The following is a 17,637-nucleotide window of genomic DNA, read 5'->3' as shown; positions in this document are numbered from 1 at the left end:
ATCTTGTCAGTACGCTACTTTTCAATCCGTTTCATCAAGGGGAAAAGAATCACCTCTCGAATGGATGCGGCGTCGGTCAGCAACATGGCCAGCCGATCGATTCCGATGCCTTCCCCTGCGGTGGGAGGCATTCCGTACTCAAGCGCTTCAATATAATCACTGTCCATGCTGTGGGCTTCTTCGTTACCCGCCTCCTTGTCCTCCACCTGCTGAAGGAAACGACCCCGCTGGTCTTCCGGATCGTTCAATTCGGAAAAACCGTTGGCGATCTCCCGTCCGGCAATGAACAGCTCAAAGCGGTCGGTGAGTTCAGGGTTGACGTCGCTTCTGCGAGACAGGGGGGAGACCTCCACCGGGTACCCGGTGATGAAGGTGGGCTGAATGAGGTTGGGTTCCACCAGCTCATCAAAAAGCTTGGTGAGCACTTTCCCCATGCGTTCTGCCTTGGTGATGTGGATGCCCTTGGAGTCCGCAAAATCAAGGAGGGCCTTGTGGTCATTCAGGATATTCTTATCCACGCCACCGATCTCCACCAGGGAGTCCAGCAGGGGAATCCGTCGCCAGGCCTTGCCGAAATCGATGGTATCGCCCTGATATTCAATCACAGGAGATCCCGTGGTTTTCTCCGTCACAAAGGCAAACATCTCTTCGGTGAGGTCCATGAGGTCCTCATAGTTGGCATAGGCCTGGTAAAATTCAACCATGGTAAACTCCGGGTTGTGACGGGTGGAGACCCCCTCATTCCGGAAGTTACGGTTGATCTCGAACACACGCTCGAAGCCACCCACCACAAGACGTTTCAGATAAAGCTCGGGAGCGATACGCAGGTAAAGATCCATATCCAGGGCGCGGTGATGCGTCACAAAGGGGGTGGCTTCGGCGCCGCCGGCGATGGGCTGCATCATGGGTGTCTCCACCTCAAGGTAGTCCCTCTCCAGCAGGAACTCACGAACGGCCTGAACCATGCGGCTTCTGCGACGAAAGATCTCTTTGACGTCGTCGTTCATGATCAGATCCACATAACGCTGGCGATACCGTTTCTCGGGATCTTTCAGGCCGTGGAATTTTTCAGGCAGAGGGCGCACAGACTTGCACACAAGAGAGAGGCAGGTGGGCTGAAGGGTCCACTCCCCGGTCCGGGTCTTAAACAGGGTCCCTGTCAAACCAAGGAAGTCGCCAACAGCCATCTTTTTGAAAAGGTCATACGCCTCTTCCCCGACCTTGTCTTTGGCGACAAAGGCCTGCATCAGGCCACTGCGATCACGAAACCGGACAAAGGAGGACTTGCCCATGCGGTTAATAGCCATCATGCGCCCAGCCACGGTAAAGACCGCGCCCTCTTCCCCGGTGTTCTCCGGTTCGGCTTCGATGAAGGCCTTCAGATCGGCAACGGTATGGGTCACCCGCAAATCGTTGGGGTAAAGATTAATGCCCTTGCCCCTTAGCTCTTCATTCTTCGCCTTTCTCTGCTCGACGACGTCCTGTGCACTTTCTTTGCTCATTCTCTGCTGCTCACTTTATTGATGGCTCCGTAAAAAAACAGTCCTGCCCCGGCATATCCGATGCCGAGGTTGCCCTTCCCTATGAAGGGAGACCCTTCGCAACATATTTTTTTACGGTCGCATCGTCATTGATATGTTCAGAAGCTCTGCTTCAGATATTTCATGATTCTGGCACCGCCTGAGCCAAAGCGAACCCGGCTGTCCGGGCCGTACCCAACCCCGAAACCACGGGGTCTTTCAGATATCTTTGCCCTCGCTTTGACCAAAGGTCCCTAACCTAACCAATTTCGTTTGCCCCTGTCAACAGCGGTCAGGAAGTTGATGAAACCCGAAAGGCTCCGGGCTCCGACGGAAGGGAAAGAATAAACTCCGTCCCCTCCCCGGGATGGCTCTTCACACGAATCCCGCCACCGCACTCTTCCAGCAACCTGTGGACGATGGAAAGGCCCAGGCCCGTTCCATCCTTTTTTGTTGTAAAAAAGGGGTCAAAAATATGCTTCACGTCCTCCCCGGCAATCCCCTGTCCATTGTCTTTCACCGAGAGGATCACCTTTTTTGGGGGGTTAATGTACCCGGTCAAAACAACCGTTCCATCCTCTGAAACGGCCTCCGTGGCATTGATCAACAGATTCAGCAGCACCTGGCGCAGGTGCCCCACATCCATAAAAACCGTCAGGCGATTCATCATCCGGGTTTCCACCCGCACATGGTGCCCCCGCCTGGGGTCCTGTTCCAACAAGGCCACCGTCTCCTCCACAGCACGGGACAGCATGATGGGAACTGGATTTCCCGACCCGGGCCGGGCAAAAAGTAAAAACTCTGTCACCAGCCCCGAGAGCCGAGCGGCCTCCCGCACCGCAATCCCCATCAGTTTTTCATGATGCGGTTCCCACCCTCTCTCGCCTTTCAGCATCTGAATGGACCCGGAAAGGGAAGCCAGGGGGTTTTTAATCTCATGGGCCAGGCCGGCTGCCATCTCCCCGATCACGGCCATCTTTTCCACCCGTTTGACCTGCTCCTCCATCACGACCAGGTCCGCCCGAGCCCGCCTCTCCTGATCCGCAATATACCCGCTCACCAGGGACGTCGCCATACAGGCAACAAAAAGCACCGAGGTCCGATAAAAAACATTCTGCCAGGTCAACTCTTCGACAAAGGGAGTCACCTCAAACCCGGGAGGGCTCAAAATCCCGTAAAACTGCAAATCCACCAACAGACCAAAGGCAATACAGGCCATGGCGGCAGTAAAGTGCCCCCCGACCCGCCCCAGAATAATGGTCCCGCAGATAATGACAATGGGATAAAGAAAAAGAAAGGGACTGTACAAAAGCCCGGTAAAATAGGCGATCGCGGAGACCACGAGGAGATCCCCTAAGATCTGAACGCCCCCAAAGGCCGCATCATGCTTAAACCAGCGAAAAACCGCCAGATACAACAGATTCCCCAAAAAAACAAACCCCGCCACCACATAAAGAGAGGTGAGGGGTTCCACAAAAAACGATAAATTTTCTCCAATGCGATAAACAAGGGTCGCCCCCAGGGTCAGCAGGGCAAACAAAGTCCGAGAGAGCATCAACCATCTGAGTTTTCTCACATGCTCCATGCCCATTCGGGCTTGCTGTCCCGGGGTATCAGAGACGCTGTCCCCGGTCTCGGTCGAATAAACCGTCTTCTTCGACATCACCCCACGACACTGGCCAGTTTGAAGATGGGAAGGTACATGGCAATAACCAGTCCCCCAATGACCGTCCCCAAAAACACCAGCATAAAAGGCTCGATCAAGGCGGTCAGGTTCTCCACCGCCTGATCCACTTCGTCATCGTAGAAGTCCGCAATCTTTTCAAGCATGGTATCCAGCGCCCCGGTGGATTCCCCCACCGCGATCATGGAGCAGACCATGGAGGGAAAAATACCGCTTTCAATCAAGGGGTCGGCCATGGTGCGGCCCTCGGAAATCCCGGCTCGAACTTCATAGATAGACTCTTCAATCACCACGTTGCCAGAGGTTTTGGCCACAATATCCAAGGCATCGAGAATGGCCACGCCGGAGTTGAGCATGGTCCCCATGGTCCGGGTAAACTTGGAAACCGCCACTTTACGAATCAGCATGCCAAACACAGGCACCTTCAAGAAGGTCTGATCGATGAGTTTGCGTCCCTTGACCGTTCGACCGAGTTGCTTAAAGGAGATCACAGCAAGAACAATCCCCCCCAGAATATAAAGAATTTTACTCCGGACAAAGTCACTCATGCCAATGACGACCTGAGTCGGCATAGGCAGCGCTGCGTTAAAATTCGAAAACATCTCGGTGAAGGTGGGGATAACAAAGACCAGAATCACCCCCACCACCACAATGGAAATAAGGATGGTAACGATCGGGTAGGTCATGGCCCCTTTCACCTGACGCTTGAGTTTCATCATCTTTTCCATATAATTGGAAAGACGCCTCAAGATGATATCAAGAATACCTCCGGCCTCACCGGCGGCCACCATATTGACAAAAAGGGTGTCAAAGAGTTTGGGATGCTTCTTCAGGGCGGCTGCAAAGGTCTGCCCTCCTTCCACATCGCCTTTAATCATTTTTATCGCTTTTTTAAAGGTGGGGTTTTCCTGCTGATTCATCAATATTTCAAGACATTGAATAATCGGGAGGCCCGCATCGATCATGGTAGAGAACTGTCGCGCAAAAATAATCACATCATTTTCCGTCACTTTGGGCTGAAGGAAGGTGATGTTCTCAAGAATATCTTTCGGCTTCTGCTTAACCTTGGTCGGTGCTATCCGCATGCGTGTGAGGTTGGCACGGACCACCTCTTCACTGCGCGCTTCCATTTCCCCTTTGCGGGTTTCGTTCTTTCTGTTCTTCCCTTCCCAGAGATAAACAGGCATCATCAACCTCCTACGAAAACTGGAGAACGGGTTGGCATCCTAATGCCCTGAATACAGGCATTGCGTGACGTTGAAAAGGCCGTATGGTTAGAATGGCCAGGACAGGTACATCGCAGGGTGTGCCCCTATAACTGTTGGAGGGGCTTTAAGTTAAGGGCAGCTACGAAAACAACCCCCGTCATGCAAGCACGATTCCTGAAAAGACAATTCAGAAAAACGACTTATTATTATGACTTCATTAAATGTTTTCACCCATTTTATCAATGAATTTTTAATATATCATCGCTTTACAATGGCTTGTAAAAAACTCCACGCGCCTGAGATTCCTCTTGAATACGACCTGCCGCCATCAACGCCGTAAGTGAATCTTCAACCAAAACGCGGGCCATTCCAAGACTTTCCTCAAGATCCTCGATTGTACAGGGACGCCGCTTGACCATCCCGAGAATCTGCAGGGAAACATCCATTTCACTCTCTCCAGACGCCACACGGCCGCGATACGCCCCGATCACCTCTCCGAACCCAAGGGCTGCTGTCACGGACTGGAGGGTCTCTTCATCTGCAGGTGTCACCCAGGGCTCTGTCCCGGGGCGATCCAGGGTATTGACCTGGACCCGATCCGGCCCGATACGTTTCACAACCTCGGCAATACGCGCCACCTCGGCCTTGTCATCGTTCACCCCGGGGACAATAAATACCTCAAGCCACAACTCGCCATCAAACTCATCTCGAAAGGCCACGAGGCCCTCGGCCATCTTTTCAGGGTCCAGGGAAGGGTGGGGGCGATTCAGGGCCTTGAACACCGACTTGTCTGCTGCGTCATAATCGGCAATGACAAGATCCATCCGGGACGCATCACGCCTTACATCTTCACGGTCAAAGAGGGTCCCGTTGGTAAGGAGCACCAGGCGAACCCCGGGACAACGCGCTTTGATGTAAGCCGCAATCTCTCCGATATCCGCGTGCAGGGTGGGTTCCCCCGCCCCGGAAAAGGTCACGGCGTCCGGGGGCTCATGGGCGTCGAAATAACGATCAATTTCCGCCATCACCGCGTCTTTCGGCACCAGGGAAGACCGCTTCACCGTAAGCTTCGTGGTGGCACCGCTCTCACAGTATACGCAGTCCAGAGAACAGGTTTTCGAAGGCACCAGATCGACCCCCAGGGAGAGGCCAAGACGACGGGAGGGTACGGGTCCAAAAAGGTAGCTATACGATTCTTCAGTCATGAAACATCCTTGATTATAATCTATATAAGGTCATGGGCACTCAGCAGCAGCCTTGACCTGAAGGAGGCACTTGGTTATATCATGCTCAGCGGATCTCGACCCGCGAAGCTAAACAAATTTTTGGCGCTATTTCAAGGCAACTGATAAGGCGATCCCAAAAAAGTGCGGCCGTAATGCCTCAGTATACGCCAAAGCCCCGCGCCTTTAAAGGGACCTTTCATGTGCACACCGGACATGAACGCAAAAAAGCAAGGGCTCCTGGCCCAACAGCCTGCCGCTGTAAGCCCTCTGCTGTCGGGAAGAAAACAAAGGACTCCGGATCTTTTTCCAGCCATCACAGACATCCATAAGGGGAAACCGTGCCCGAGACCAACAAACCCAATCATGACGGCTTAACCGTCATCACCACCCACATCAACGCCGACTTTGACGGCATTTCATCGGTGCTGGCCGCCCATAAGCTCTACCCCGACTCCGTGGTGGTCCTTCCCAATGCTGGAGAAAAGAAAAACCTGAAAAATTTTTTCATCAGCTCTCTGCTCTATCTCTTCAATATGAAACGGATCGCGGATATTGCCGGTGAAAAAGTGGCTCGTGTGGTGCTTGTCGATACACGGGACCTCTCCCGTTTAGGCGAAGTGGCCGCCATTATTAAAGAGCACGCCCCTGAAATTCACATCTTTGACCACCACCCGGACCAGCCGGAGGACCTCAAGGGAGAATTTGAGATCATCCGCCCGGTGGGGGCCACCGCCACCATCCTGACGACCCGCCTTCAGGAGAAAGGCATCCCCCTCACCAAAGAAGAGGCCACTATTATCTGTCTGGGGATTTATGAGGACACGGGCTCTTTCAGCTATTCATCCACCACCCCGGAAGATTTTCAGGCCGCAGCCTGGCTCGTATCCAGCGGGGCCAACCTGGACATCGTCTCAAGCCTCATTGCCAAGGAGCTGGACCCGGCCCAGGTGGCCCTCATCAACGAGATGCTGCACAGAGCCGAACGCCGCATGGTCAACGGGGTAGAGATCACCCTGGTCTCCCTGGCCCTGGAAGAGTACCTTCCGGACCTCGCCCTGCTGGTGCAGAAAATGATGCGCATGGAGAGCCTGGGGGTTCTTTTCGTCCTGGCGGCGATGGGAAACCGCATCCATGTGATAGCCCGAAGCTGCCTGCCTGAAGTGGACTGCGGAACCATTATGGCCGAATTGGGCGGCGGTGGCCATGCCTTTGCCGCGTCAGCTTCCGTCCGGAACATGCCCCTGGCCCAGGTGGAAGAGAAACTGGGCGCCCTTCTCCCCGTTCTGGTCAAACCCATCAGGACGGCGCGTCAGCTCATGAGCTCTCCGGCGATCTCCACCGCCCCGCTCCTTCCTCTTTCCGAGGCATCACGTCTCCTGACGCGCTACAATATCAATGCCCTGGTGGTCACGACCTTTGATGACGAGAGTGAAACACTGCTGGGCTTCATCACCCGACAGGTAATCGAACGGGCCCTTTCCCATAACCTGGGAGCCTGCCCCGTTCAGGACTTCATGTCCTCCTCCGTGGCCACGGCCGCCCCGGACACCGACTTCAACACCCTGGTGGACCGGATCATCGGCAACAAGCAACGGCTTCTGCCCATCATTGAGAATGAACGCGTGGTCGGGGTGGTCACCCGTACCGACCTGCTCAACCTGCTGGTCTACAGCAAAGAACACGCCCGCCCTGAAAGCGACGCCATGGGCCTGGAGCCCCACTACCCGAAACAAAAGCCCCTGCTCTCTTTGATGAGGGAACGGCTCAGCCGGGAGGTCCTCGATCTTCTAAAAGAAATTGGAACCGTGGCCCACGCCATGGGATTCGGGGTCTATGTGGTGGGCGGGTTTGTCCGGGACCTGCTTTTACGTCGGAAAAATGATGACATAGACATTGTCATCGAAGGCGACGGCATCACCTTTGCCAAAGCCTTTGCCGAAAGAATGGGGGCCCGGATCAACACCTACACCAAATTCGGCACCTCGGTGATCATCTTCCCCAACGGGTTCAAGGTGGATGTGGCCACCTCCCGCATGGAATATTATCCCTCACCGGCGGCTCTGCCGGAGGTGGAGACCAGCTCCATCAAACTCGACCTGTATCGACGTGACTTTACCATCAACACCCTGGCCATCCGGCTGGACCCCGAAGGGTTCGGTACCCTCACCGATTTTTTCAACGGCCAGCGGGATATCAAGGAAAAGCGGATTCGCATCCTCCACAACTTAAGTTTTGTGGAGGACCCCACCCGGGTCTTTCGAGCCATCAAATTCGAGCAGCGATTTGGCTTCACCATCGGCAAGGTGACCCATGAGATGATCAAAAATGCCATCCATCTCGATGTATTCCGCGAGTTGGGCGGCCTGCGGGTTTTTAACGAATTCAAGCAGATCCTCGAGGAGGAGAACCCCATTCCGGCCATTCTTCGAATTTTCGATCTGGGCCTCATGGAAATCATCCACCCCGGCATCTCACGACACAACGACCTCATCGCCCAGCTGGATGAAGCCAAAAAAGTCCTGGCCTGGCATGATCTTATGTACACCGACGAACCCATTGAACGCTGGGTCATCTATTTCCTGACCCTTCTGGCCCCCTGTGACCGGAACGTCTCCGAGGTGGTCGCTAAACGTCTCATGCTGGCCCCCAAACACCGTAAGCTCCTCACCGAAGACCGATTCCATGCCCGAGGCGTCTACCTCTGGCTTACCCACAGCCTGCCGGCCTCAAACAGCGATCTGCACCGACAACTCGCGCCCTTGAAAACGGAGCTGCTCCTCTACGTCATGGCAATATCGGCCAATGAAGAGATCAAAAAAGCGATCTCCCATTACATGAGCCAGCTGCGCCATGTCTCCCTTTCCATCATGGGTAGAGACCTTAAGGAGTTGGGATTAAAACCCGGCCCCCTGTACAGCCAGATCCTGGAAAAAACACTGGCCGCAAAACTCGACGGAACACTTCACGACAGAGAAGACGAGCTCGCCTTTGCCTGTCGATATCGCAAAGGATAACGCCACCGGACCCGATTGCCATTTGATTTTTCGCCTTTTTTCCGGCATAGAAAGAGGGGCGTACGGGTGGTGAGCTCGCACGAAAATGGGTTTTTCAAAAAAACATGTGGTTCACGAAAGGCCACCTTATTGACTGGATTTATACAGGCCTTCCACATGTTGGGGGGCCGCCAAGGATGAACGCGATGAAAGAGACCGTACTCACAGGGATACAAACCTCAGGAACTCCCCACCTCGGCAACTACGTGGGAGCCATCCGGCCCGCCATTGAAGCAAGCCGCAGAACCGATGTCCGCTCCTTCTATTTTCTGGCGGATTACCACTCCATCATCAACTCCCATGACCCTGCCAAACTCCGGCAGTCCAGCATGGAAGTGGCCGCCAGCTGGCTTGCCATGGGACTGGATACCGACAACGCGATCTTTTACCGTCAGTCAGACATCCCGGAGGTCCCCGAGCTCACCTGGATCCTCAACTGCATGACCGCCAAGGGCCTGATGAACCGTGCCCACTCTTATAAGGCAAAGGTCCAGGCAAACGAAGAGAACCAGGCCGGCGATCCCGACAAAGGCATCACCATGGGGCTGTTCAGCTATCCCGTCCTCATGGCCGCCGATATTCTCATGTTCAAGGCCCATAAAATTCCCGTGGGAAAAGACCAGATTCAGCACATTGAAATGGCCCGGGACATTGCCTCCCGCTTCAACCACCACTACGGAGAACACTTTGTGCTCCCCGAAGCGATGCTTGACGATTCCGTGGCGGTTCTCTCCGGACTGGACGGCCGTAAAATGAGCAAGAGCTACAACAACACCGTGCCCCTGTTTCTCCCCGAGAAACAACTCCGCAAGCTCATCATGAAAATCAAAACCAACTCTCTGGAGCCGGGCGAGCCCAAAGATACCCAGGGATGCACCCTCTTTGAAATTTACAGAGCCTTTGCCACCGAGGCGGAGGTAGCTGACGTGAAAAAACGCTATGAGGCTGGCATTGCCTGGGGAGAGATGAAACAATTTCTCTTTGAATACTTGAATGAAACCCTCTCCCCCTTCCGGTCTTACTATGACGAACTGATCGCCAACCCGGCCATCATCGAAGCCGAGCTCATCAAGGGCAGAGACCGAGCCCGTGAATTCAGCGTCCCCTTCATGAAAGAGATTCGAGAAGCTGTGGGATTTACCCCCTTGGGATAACCTGTCAGGGGAACTGGCCGCCATGAACCGACTCTTCGGCACCCATTATGCCGTCAAACTCGATGTCTTTGAAGGCCCCATGGACCTTCTCGTCCACCTGGTCATCAAAAATGATATGGATATCCTTGATATCCCCATCGCACTCATTACAGAGCAGTATATGGCCTACCTGGAGCTGCTCCAGGGACTCGACATCGAATTTGCCGGCGACTTTCTCCTCATGGCGTCCACCCTCACCCACATCAAATCGCGCATGCTTCTTCCCCCGGCAGAGGGGGAAGATGAGGAAGACCCCCGCATGGAGATTGCCCGGCCTCTCCTGGAGTATCTCCGCATGAAACGGGCCTCAGAGTGGCTGGGAAAGCAAGAGGTGCTCGGCACGACGACCTTTATTCATCAGGAACCGCCGTCCCAGGGGGGCAGCACACCCCAGGAGACGCAGCCCAGGGATACCGACGCCATAGAAGCCGACCTCATGGACCTGGTCAACGCCTTCAAAGACCTCATGGCCAGTCGCTATCAGGAGCACACCGTGGACTTCTCCACAGAGGCGCTCAGCGTCAGCGAAAGGATCGAAGAGATTGCCGATCGGCTTGCTCGAAAAGGCTCCATTCTCTTCACCGATCTCTTTCACCCCCGAGAATCAAAGCCAGAGCTGGTGGTCACCTTTCTGGCGATCCTGGAAATGGCCAAACAGGGACGCCTTCGTATCATGCAGCATGTCCAAAGCGGGATCATCCGCATCTTTTCGCCCATGCCAGAATGGCCGGCACACGAGGAGGCGGTCTCCCATGCCCCAAGCCACTCTTAAACAAATCGTCGAGGGCCTGCTTTTCTCTGCCCCCCACCCTCTCTCCGTAGAAAAATTGCGCCGTCTCGTTCCAGAGCCAGAAAAAGAGAAGGTATCCGAGACAGTGCAAGCGCTCGTCTCAGAATACGCCTCCCGCGACGGCGGCATCCTCCTGACCCGCGTGGCCGGTGGCTACCAGTTTAGAACCCGGACGCACCTGGCCCCATGGACGACCAAGCTGCACCAGACCCCTTCCCTGAAACTCTCAAAAGCCGCCCTGGAGACCCTTGCCGTCATCGCCTACCGGCAACCGGTGATTCGAAGCGAGGTGGAGTACCTGAGGGGGGTCGATTCAGGTGGCATCATCCGCACCCTTCTGGACATGAAACTGATCCGTGTGGCCGGGCGCAAAGAGATACCGGGTCGTCCCCTTATTTATGCCACGACACGTCATTTCCTCGAGCTGTTCGGGCTCAACAGCGTGGACGATCTGCCGTCTCCCGAGGAGCTCGGCGCCCTCGACACCCCCACCCTTTCTCCGAGTGACCCCTTGAAGGTCCGGGAACCTTCCGGATAGCCTCCTCTCCACCTGCACGCCCCACCAGCGCAATCATTAAAACTTAAATAAGCCACAAATAGTAAGTGAAAATTTCCTAACATCCCACAGAAATCCTCTTTCCAAACTTTTCATTGACAGGACTTCCTCGGGCAACATAATCTTTTAGCTTCGCAGAACATACAATTATGAGGTCGCTTATGCTTAATACGCCACAGGTCCGGGCAAAAGCGCCCTGAAATTTTACGACGGGCCTCCTTGCGAATGCCTTGAATGTGCCGGGCAGAGAAACCAGGAATAAACACGTGGCACTTACTCTTTTAAGATTCGGGTAAAAAACATATGAGATTATCTAATAAAAGCCGATATGCCGTCCGAGTTCTTCTGGAACTCGCCCGCCATCGTGAGGGCGATCCCATCCAGGTGGGAGTTATATCCAGACTCCAGGATATCCCCGTCAAATTTCTGGAACAGATTATTCGTGATCTCAAAAAAGACGGGTATATTACCAGTTTTCGTGGCCCCAAGGGGGGATACAAACTGATGGCAGACCCAACCGCCATTACCTTTGGCGAAATCGTCCGAAAATTTGAAGGGGAGACCGATCTCGTGGAGTGTGTCACGAGCCCTGAAGGATGCAAACTCTCTGATGAATGTCGCGTCCGTAATATTTGGGTGGATGCCACGCGAAATCTCTACAAACTCCTCGACACCATCACCATCGCCAGCCTTCTGGAAACCTCCGGCGGCAATCTGAATGAGGCCTGCGACGCCTCCCATTTCAAACGCGAAGAGTTTTATTAAACCTTTGTTTTAGCGTAACAACAAAAAAACCGGCCAAGGCCGGTTTTTTTTGGTGTTATGGCAAGCAAAGGGTCTCATGAATAGGGCGACTCAGAAAAAGCGTAGAGAGACTGAATTCGCCTCAACTCATCGATCACCTCAAAGAAAATATCCACCAGCTCCGGGTCAAACTGCCCACCCCGCTCACCACGAATATACGCCAGCACATCTTCCTCATTCCACTTATCCTTGTAAACCCGTTTGGATGACAAGGCATCAAACACATCCGCCAGGGCAACAATTCTCCCGAAGACAGGAATCATATCCCCTTTTTTAGGGGCCACTCCGCCGGTTGAGTGCGGGGGCCCCTCAAGGGATGTTCCGCCCATAACACTCACACACCCCGGATACCCCTGGCCATCCCAACGCTCATGGTGACAAAGAGCGACGTCTGCGGCGGCCCGATCATAGGCCGATTCGAAGGGATGAAACAGACGCGCCCCGATAAAGGTGTGCTCTTTCATCTGTTCATACTCCGCCAGATCAAGTTTACCCGGTTTTTTGAGGATCCTGTCCGGGATGGCGATCTTCCCCACATCGTGAAGCATGGCCGCCATGCGAAACACGTCCCGATTGATATGGATCTCCTCTTCAGACAACCCATGACGTTGGGCCCACTGTTCGTAAATCGCAAGCGAATACCCCGCCACGCGATTCACATGAACGCCCGTTTCCCGGGGGTCCCGCATGGCAGACATCTCAACGAGCCGTAAAATGGCGGAACGGGTAATTTGAGCACGCTCCAGGGCCACCGCCGCGATGGCTGCGAAATGAAACATCACCTGCTCATCTTCCGAGCTGAACGGAACCGTGAGCCCCTGATCATCCCGGGCATTGATCACCTGCAGCACCCCGGTGGTTCCCCCCGTGGCTGTAATGAGAGGCAGAGTCAACATGGAAGCCGTCCGATAATCGGAGACCTTGTCCATCTCCTTGTTGAAGCGATACGGCAGGGAATCCGGCAGATCATACACATCGCCGATGTTCAAAAACTTGCCACTTTCAGCGACATAACCGGCAATACTGGTTTTATCCACAGGAACCGAGAAGGTGGTGTAAACCAGTTTGTGGCCCGGTGGCAAACGGCTCTCCAGGGTCCGATTCTGTGTGTAAGAAAATTTGAGGCAATGGCCCTCACGGATATAGATAGATCCTGCGTCAGCACGAGAAAACCGCCGCGCCCGTTCAAGGATTCGCTCCATCAAAATGTCCAGGTCATGAACCTGGTTAAGCTCAACACCCAGCTGCAACAGACTTTTCAGCATATCTGTTTCGTTTCTCACACCGCCCCCTTCAATGGCGTTGACAAAGGTTCAAATAACCTTGCACACAACATGCTGCGAAGCCCGAACCGACACCGTATTATTGCCTTCCATATTTTTAAATATATCTTAGAAGGATACCATATTTACGGTCGATACAAAATGATGTTGGCCTATCGAGGCATACCCCTCGATCAAAACGCAAATATCAAGGAAAGAGAGGGCCGAAAAATGGGATTTCGATGGGAAGTGGAAGGATGGTCCATGGAACCCCAGGTGCACTCTACGGAACCCGAGAGCACGATATTCTGGTCGATGCTGAGTTCATACCCCAGGGCCCCGATGAGGCCGAGCTCACTCTCGCCGTCATAGCGGCCGGTCACCAGACCACCCGCGGCAAAGGGGCCATCAAAATAGCTGTCGATATAGACCTTGTACAGGCCTTCGAAGACCGTGTACCCGGAACGTCGCGCCAGGGTGCCAACGAAGGCTGAATGGCTCTCCAGTGACACCTGATACGAGACCCCCACCATGCCGCCATATTGGTCTTCATCTATGGGCCGTACCAGATCGACCCCCAGGGAGTGCTGTCGCCCCTCCGCCCAGGCGGTGCTGCCAATCAGGATCAAAAAAAAAGAAAGGGCCGTTAACACTACTGCTCGCTTGATCACACGCACTCCTTTGGTTGCTGCTTAAAAAAATAAATCATGCATCGAGATGTCTCGCCCGCTTCGGATCGCCCTGCAAATAAAAATGTCGGCACCGAAGAGCCGACACTTTACCATAGACGAGGAAAATTCCCCCTGTTTTTTTCATCCATCAAACATCCACGCGACACCTAAAACTTATACTTCTTATTTTCCGGGTTAAAGTCTTCACCGCTGAGCCCCACGTTGAATTTGAGATCCCGATAATGATACACCTCATAGAGATGGTTATCCCAATCATAATTTTCAATTTTCAAGAGCAGCTCCGTCGCAACATCAAAATAACTCATAGAACGCCGGCAATAGTATTCAGGAATCAAGAGCGACTGGCCCGCCTTGATATCATTCGGCTTCTTCACCCCCTCGTTGGCGCTGAGGATCACGTACATATCCTGATGATAAAGGGCCGCAATATCCCAGAGGGTTTCGCCTTTTTTTACGGCATGGACCACACCGGATATTTTCTCGGGAAAAACCGCCTCCACCGTCATGACCTCACGACCGTCCAGAATCATCGTGCCACGATCAAAAACCTGAACCTCCTCATTTTTCAGCCCCTTCTCCAGGTCATGAAGCACGACCTCCGTGGTAAACTCAATTCCGGCATGAAAAATAGGATGATGCTGCCCCTCCATGGCCATCTTTCCTGTGGGATCAACGTTCACCGTCACCAACCCGAGAAATCCACCCTTGTGGGCCTTAAGCCGATCCTCATTCTGGCCTTTGACATAAAGGGCCTCCTGGCCCTTGTTAATTTTTCCAATCCAGCGCATGTACACCTTGTCCGGGTTGGCGTATTTAATAAGAATCCGCTCCTCAGGGGCCAATTTACCCTCAAACTGCTCCTGTTTGACAAGAACCGCCATATAATCCGAAAGCGATCGGCTCATTTCAAGGGAACGCCGTGCACGCGCCATGGGGTCTTCAAGCGTCACCTCGGCATAAAGGCCTGCCGTGAAAAAAAAGAGGGCCGCCAGAAAACTTGCCGCCCCAACCCACCCTGAACCGATCCCTGAGTCTCTCTTCATCCCGTTCTCCCTGCGTTTGTCGGTGCTCAACGACCACACCGTCGATAATTGTTGATGGCCTCGCAAAAAGTCAACCCAATGATAACAACACACACGAGGCCGTAGGTTCACCCCTTGGGGTACTTGATGAAGACGGACACGATTTACATCGAAGACGTTCCGCCAGATCACCGCCAAGCGTTCACATAAAATAACATTATTCACGTTTAATAAACAAGAGGGCTGCACACAAAGAAAAACAGGCAGGGGTCATCATTCGGACCACGGCCATGTAAATACAGATATCGGGAAACAAAACGGCGAGGAGCTATAGGCAATCGGTGAGGGAGACCGCCTTTTCAGCCAGATGCTTTCTGACCAAAGCGTTGACGCCAACGGGATTGAAAACAGGGGCCATATGGTCCCCTGCCACTGTCACCGACTGAACCTGCCGGAGGTTTCCGCAGAGGATGGACGAGATAGACGTGGTCAAGGCAGGGCTCTGTCGCCCGGTGACCAGGCACACCGAGCACTCAATCCGACGGTAATCCGAAAGAGTCAGGGTGGTTTCTACGGTGGTGCGATAGTCCAGCAACATCTTGCCAACCCCTTCTGACAAGGCATCCCGGGCACCGGGGGGGAGCCGATAAAACCCCTCTGTCCCGGTCAGACTATTAAAAAATTCACCGGCGGCCCCTTGATCATCCCCCTTCCCATGGAACGCAAAAATCCGGTCAATCAAGGCCTTGCCGTCATGGTAAAGGGGATGATTCACCTCTTCAAGAAGATGATTGCTCATGGGTTCAAAGAGGGTCAAACTTTTCACGGCGGCAGGATAAAGGATCGCATAACACAGGGCAACGGCCCCTCCGTAGGAGTGCCCGACCAGATGGATGGGCCCTTGCGTTTTTAAATGGCCGTACACAAGGGCATGGATCCTTTCGGCTTCGGCATCCATGGAATGAACGGCGGGATCATCAGGGAAAGGGGCCTCTCCATACCCCGTCAGATCCACGGCAACGGGGCGATGGGTCAGCGTCAGCTCATCAAAGAGTCGGCGCCACTGGCGCCGGGTGTTCATGGACCCGTGGAGAAGCACCACAGGCGTTCCATGGCCAGCAACATCGTGGGGAACATGACAGGACACCCTGACCTCCTGATTTCTGTTAAATTAAGCCCCCGAAAGGGACGCCGAAGGCATTTTTTTAATGTAGAAGGGGGGGGAATCGCTACATAATTTTTTCATCCGTGGCAAAAGCCTCTTCGGCGTCTGTCTCGCAATCCCGGGTCCGCCCTTCTCCCCTTGCAATGTCCTGTTCATTATACCACTCACCGGCGATGATAAGAGACATCACCTCATTGGTGCCCGTCCAGATGGAGGCAAGCCGCAGGTCACGGACAATTTTCTCCACGGGGTAGATGTTGGTATACCCGATCCCTCCCATCACCTGCATCGACTTCTCCGCCACGGTCTGGCAGGCCTCGGTGACGAATTTCTTGGACTCGGAGACCATGCGCCGGATCCGTGCCGGGTCCACCTGTGCATCCACCGCCCGGGAGGTGGTGTAGATCATGCTTCGGCAGGCGTCCAGGAGAGTGGCCGCTTCGGCCACCTGAAAACTCACCCCCTGATACTGGTTGATGGTCTTCCCGAAGGCCCTTCGCCTGGACGTATAGGCGGTGGCTATCTCCAGGGCGGGACGTGCCGCCCCGATGGTCATGGCTGCGGTCCCTAAGCGTTCGGGAATCATCATGGTATTAAAAACAGAAAATGCATCGTTGAGACGCCCCACCATGTTCTCCTTCGGGACCTTGACCTTGTCAAAGACAATGCGCGCCGCCCCACCGCCCCGGCATCCCATGAGTCCGTAAAGGTACTCGACCTTCACGCCCGGGCCTCGGTCCACCAGGAAACAGGTCAGGGCTTTATGGGGTTTGGCCTCTTCATCTGTGCGGGCGTAGACCAGAAAATAATCGGCCCCCTCGCCCCCGACGATAAACCGTTTCTGCCCGGTTATCAGAAAATGGTCGCCCTGATCGATGGCAACGGTATTGGTCCCGAAAAAATCAGAGCCGCCCCGGGGCTCAGTCAGGCACTCTGCCGCAAAAATTTCTCCGGCGAGCAGGGGTTTGACGTACCTCTCCTTCTGGGCATCTGTGCCGTGCAGGATGATGGCATCACAAACCAACTCCGCCCCCACCCCAAAGGTGCAGGCCATGATGTACCCCAATACCCCCACCTCTTCCATCACCATGGCCGTGCTCACCCAGTCCAGCCCCCGCCCGCCCCAGGCCTCAGGATACCGGCACCCCATCAAATGACGGCGCCCAGCCTCCTGGAGAAATTCCTTGGGAAACTGCACCTTGTCATGGTCCATGTCCAGAAGCAGCTGCCTCGGCACCGCCTTGACAAAATCACGCACCTCATCCCTTAACGCCAGCGCGTCGGGACTCAACAGGTAATCAAACATCGCCCTCTCCTTTGGTTGGTTTCTTTTGTGACCGATCTCAGGCGAACAAAAAAACAGCCTCCGGCGGCAAGGTGGAGCCACCTTGAAAGCGGGTTGGCGAATGCTCTACGGATAGAGGTACCCTGGGCAGCTCAAACGCCTCCCTTTTTTAATTCC

General features: G+C 54.2%; 13 protein-coding genes and 1 pseudogene. 5 read left to right on the top strand and 9 right to left on the bottom strand.

Annotated elements, in window-relative coordinates; translation table 11 throughout:
* Positions 1–14 precede the first annotated feature (14 nt).
* The 4 genes from lysS to Q1Q75_RS14630 form a co-directional block, all read right to left on the bottom strand.
* Complete coding sequence (gene lysS, locus Q1Q75_RS14645) at positions 15–1,502, bottom strand: lysine--tRNA ligase (RefSeq protein ID WP_300672132.1); 1,488 nt, start codon at positions 1,500–1,502, stop codon at positions 15–17.
* Between the two features lie 310 nt (positions 1,503–1,812).
* On the bottom strand, positions 1,813–3,183 hold the full coding sequence (locus Q1Q75_RS14640; protein WP_300672130.1) for an ATP-binding protein: 1,371 nt from the start codon (positions 3,181–3,183) through the stop codon (positions 1,813–1,815).
* Positions 3,183–4,394 carry a type II secretion system F family protein gene (locus tag Q1Q75_RS14635; protein WP_300672128.1) on the bottom strand — a complete coding sequence of 404 codons (1,212 nt, stop codon included), beginning with the start codon at positions 4,392–4,394 and terminating at the stop codon, positions 3,183–3,185. Before Q1Q75_RS14635 ends, Q1Q75_RS14640 begins: the two co-directional genes overlap by 1 nt.
* Before the next feature lie 284 nt (positions 4,395–4,678).
* Positions 4,679–5,617 (bottom strand): radical SAM protein, encoded by a 939-nt coding sequence (locus Q1Q75_RS14630; RefSeq protein ID WP_300672126.1) that lies wholly within the window; start codon positions 5,615–5,617, stop codon positions 4,679–4,681.
* Between the two features lie 359 nt (positions 5,618–5,976).
* Here Q1Q75_RS14630 and Q1Q75_RS14625 point away from each other — a divergent pair, with 359 nt between their 5' ends.
* The 5 genes from Q1Q75_RS14625 (at position 5,977) to Q1Q75_RS14605 (ending at position 11,995) form a co-directional block, all read left to right on the top strand.
* Positions 5,977–8,652 carry a CBS domain-containing protein gene (locus Q1Q75_RS14625; protein ID WP_300672125.1) on the top strand — a complete coding sequence of 892 codons (2,676 nt, stop codon included), beginning with the start codon at positions 5,977–5,979 and terminating at the stop codon, positions 8,650–8,652.
* 185 nt (positions 8,653–8,837) lie between these two features.
* Entirely contained in the window at positions 8,838–9,845 is a 1,008-nt protein-coding gene (gene trpS, locus Q1Q75_RS14620) for a tryptophan--tRNA ligase (RefSeq protein ID WP_300672123.1), read from the top strand.
* 22 nt (positions 9,846–9,867) lie between these two features.
* On the top strand, positions 9,868–10,656 hold the full coding sequence (locus Q1Q75_RS14615; protein WP_300672121.1) for a segregation/condensation protein A: 789 nt from the start codon (positions 9,868–9,870) through the stop codon (positions 10,654–10,656).
* Complete coding sequence (scpB, locus tag Q1Q75_RS14610) at positions 10,637–11,212, top strand: SMC-Scp complex subunit ScpB (protein ID WP_300672119.1); 576 nt, start codon at positions 10,637–10,639, stop codon at positions 11,210–11,212. The genes Q1Q75_RS14615 and scpB overlap by 20 nt, the downstream gene beginning before the upstream one ends.
* A 321-nt stretch (positions 11,213–11,533) precedes the next feature.
* Positions 11,534–11,995 carry an Rrf2 family transcriptional regulator gene (locus Q1Q75_RS14605; RefSeq protein ID WP_300672117.1) on the top strand — a complete coding sequence of 154 codons (462 nt, stop codon included), beginning with the start codon at positions 11,534–11,536 and terminating at the stop codon, positions 11,993–11,995.
* 74 nt (positions 11,996–12,069) lie between these two features.
* Here the strand turns inward: Q1Q75_RS14605 and Q1Q75_RS14600 are convergent, their stop codons facing one another.
* From Q1Q75_RS14600 to Q1Q75_RS14580, 5 genes and pseudogenes are all read right to left on the bottom strand, one after another.
* Entirely contained in the window at positions 12,070–13,317 is a 1,248-nt protein-coding gene (locus tag Q1Q75_RS14600) for an HD domain-containing phosphohydrolase (RefSeq protein ID WP_300672115.1), read from the bottom strand.
* A 173-nt stretch (positions 13,318–13,490) separates the two neighbouring features.
* On the bottom strand, positions 13,491–13,967 hold the full coding sequence (locus Q1Q75_RS14595) for a hypothetical protein (RefSeq protein ID WP_300672113.1): 477 nt from the start codon (positions 13,965–13,967) through the stop codon (positions 13,491–13,493).
* A 167-nt stretch (positions 13,968–14,134) separates the two neighbouring features.
* Positions 14,135–15,031 carry a DUF1571 domain-containing protein gene (locus Q1Q75_RS14590; protein WP_300672111.1) on the bottom strand — a complete coding sequence of 299 codons (897 nt, stop codon included), beginning with the start codon at positions 15,029–15,031 and terminating at the stop codon, positions 14,135–14,137.
* 307 nt (positions 15,032–15,338) lie between these two features.
* Positions 15,339–16,160: pseudogene (locus tag Q1Q75_RS14585) on the bottom strand (alpha/beta hydrolase); the annotation flags it as partial.
* 79 nt (positions 16,161–16,239) lie between these two features.
* The gene (locus Q1Q75_RS14580) at positions 16,240–17,481 is read right to left on the bottom strand and encodes an acyl-CoA dehydrogenase family protein (protein WP_300672107.1); all 1,242 of its coding nucleotides are present in this window, start codon (positions 17,479–17,481) and stop codon (positions 16,240–16,242) included.
* Between the last annotated feature and the right edge of the window lie 156 nt (positions 17,482–17,637).

The organism is Desulfoluna sp. (assembly GCF_030145185.1).
GTDB lineage: Bacteria > Desulfobacterota > Desulfobacteria > Desulfobacterales > Desulfolunaceae > Desulfoluna.
Note: the sequence above shows the minus strand (reverse complement) of the source record. Positions and strands in the feature narration are given on the sequence as shown.

What these genes read in the sequence shown, in the direction of transcription:
- Q1Q75_RS14640 (WP_300672130.1), bottom strand. Translation starts at nt 3,183, where the DNA reads ATGTCGAAGAAGACGGTTTATTCGACCGAGACCGGGGACAGCGTCTCT.
- Q1Q75_RS14630 (WP_300672126.1), bottom strand. Translation starts at nt 5,617, where the DNA reads ATGACTGAAGAATCGTATAGCTACCTTTTTGGACCCGTACCCTCCCGT.
- lysS (WP_300672132.1), bottom strand. Translation starts at nt 1,502, where the DNA reads ATGAGCAAAGAAAGTGCACAGGACGTCGTCGAGCAGAGAAAGGCGAAG.
- Q1Q75_RS14615 (WP_300672121.1), top strand. Translation starts at nt 9,868, where the DNA reads ATGAACCGACTCTTCGGCACCCATTATGCCGTCAAACTCGATGTCTTT.
- Q1Q75_RS14635 (WP_300672128.1), bottom strand. Translation starts at nt 4,394, where the DNA reads ATGATGCCTGTTTATCTCTGGGAAGGGAAGAACAGAAAGAACGAAACC.
- Q1Q75_RS14605 (WP_300672117.1), top strand. Translation starts at nt 11,534, where the DNA reads ATGAGATTATCTAATAAAAGCCGATATGCCGTCCGAGTTCTTCTGGAA.
- Q1Q75_RS14580 (WP_300672107.1), bottom strand. Translation starts at nt 17,481, where the DNA reads ATGTTTGATTACCTGTTGAGTCCCGACGCGCTGGCGTTAAGGGATGAG.
- trpS (WP_300672123.1), top strand. Translation starts at nt 8,838, where the DNA reads ATGAAAGAGACCGTACTCACAGGGATACAAACCTCAGGAACTCCCCAC.
- scpB (WP_300672119.1), top strand. Translation starts at nt 10,637, where the DNA reads ATGCCCCAAGCCACTCTTAAACAAATCGTCGAGGGCCTGCTTTTCTCT.
- Q1Q75_RS14590 (WP_300672111.1), bottom strand. Translation starts at nt 15,031, where the DNA reads ATGAAGAGAGACTCAGGGATCGGTTCAGGGTGGGTTGGGGCGGCAAGT.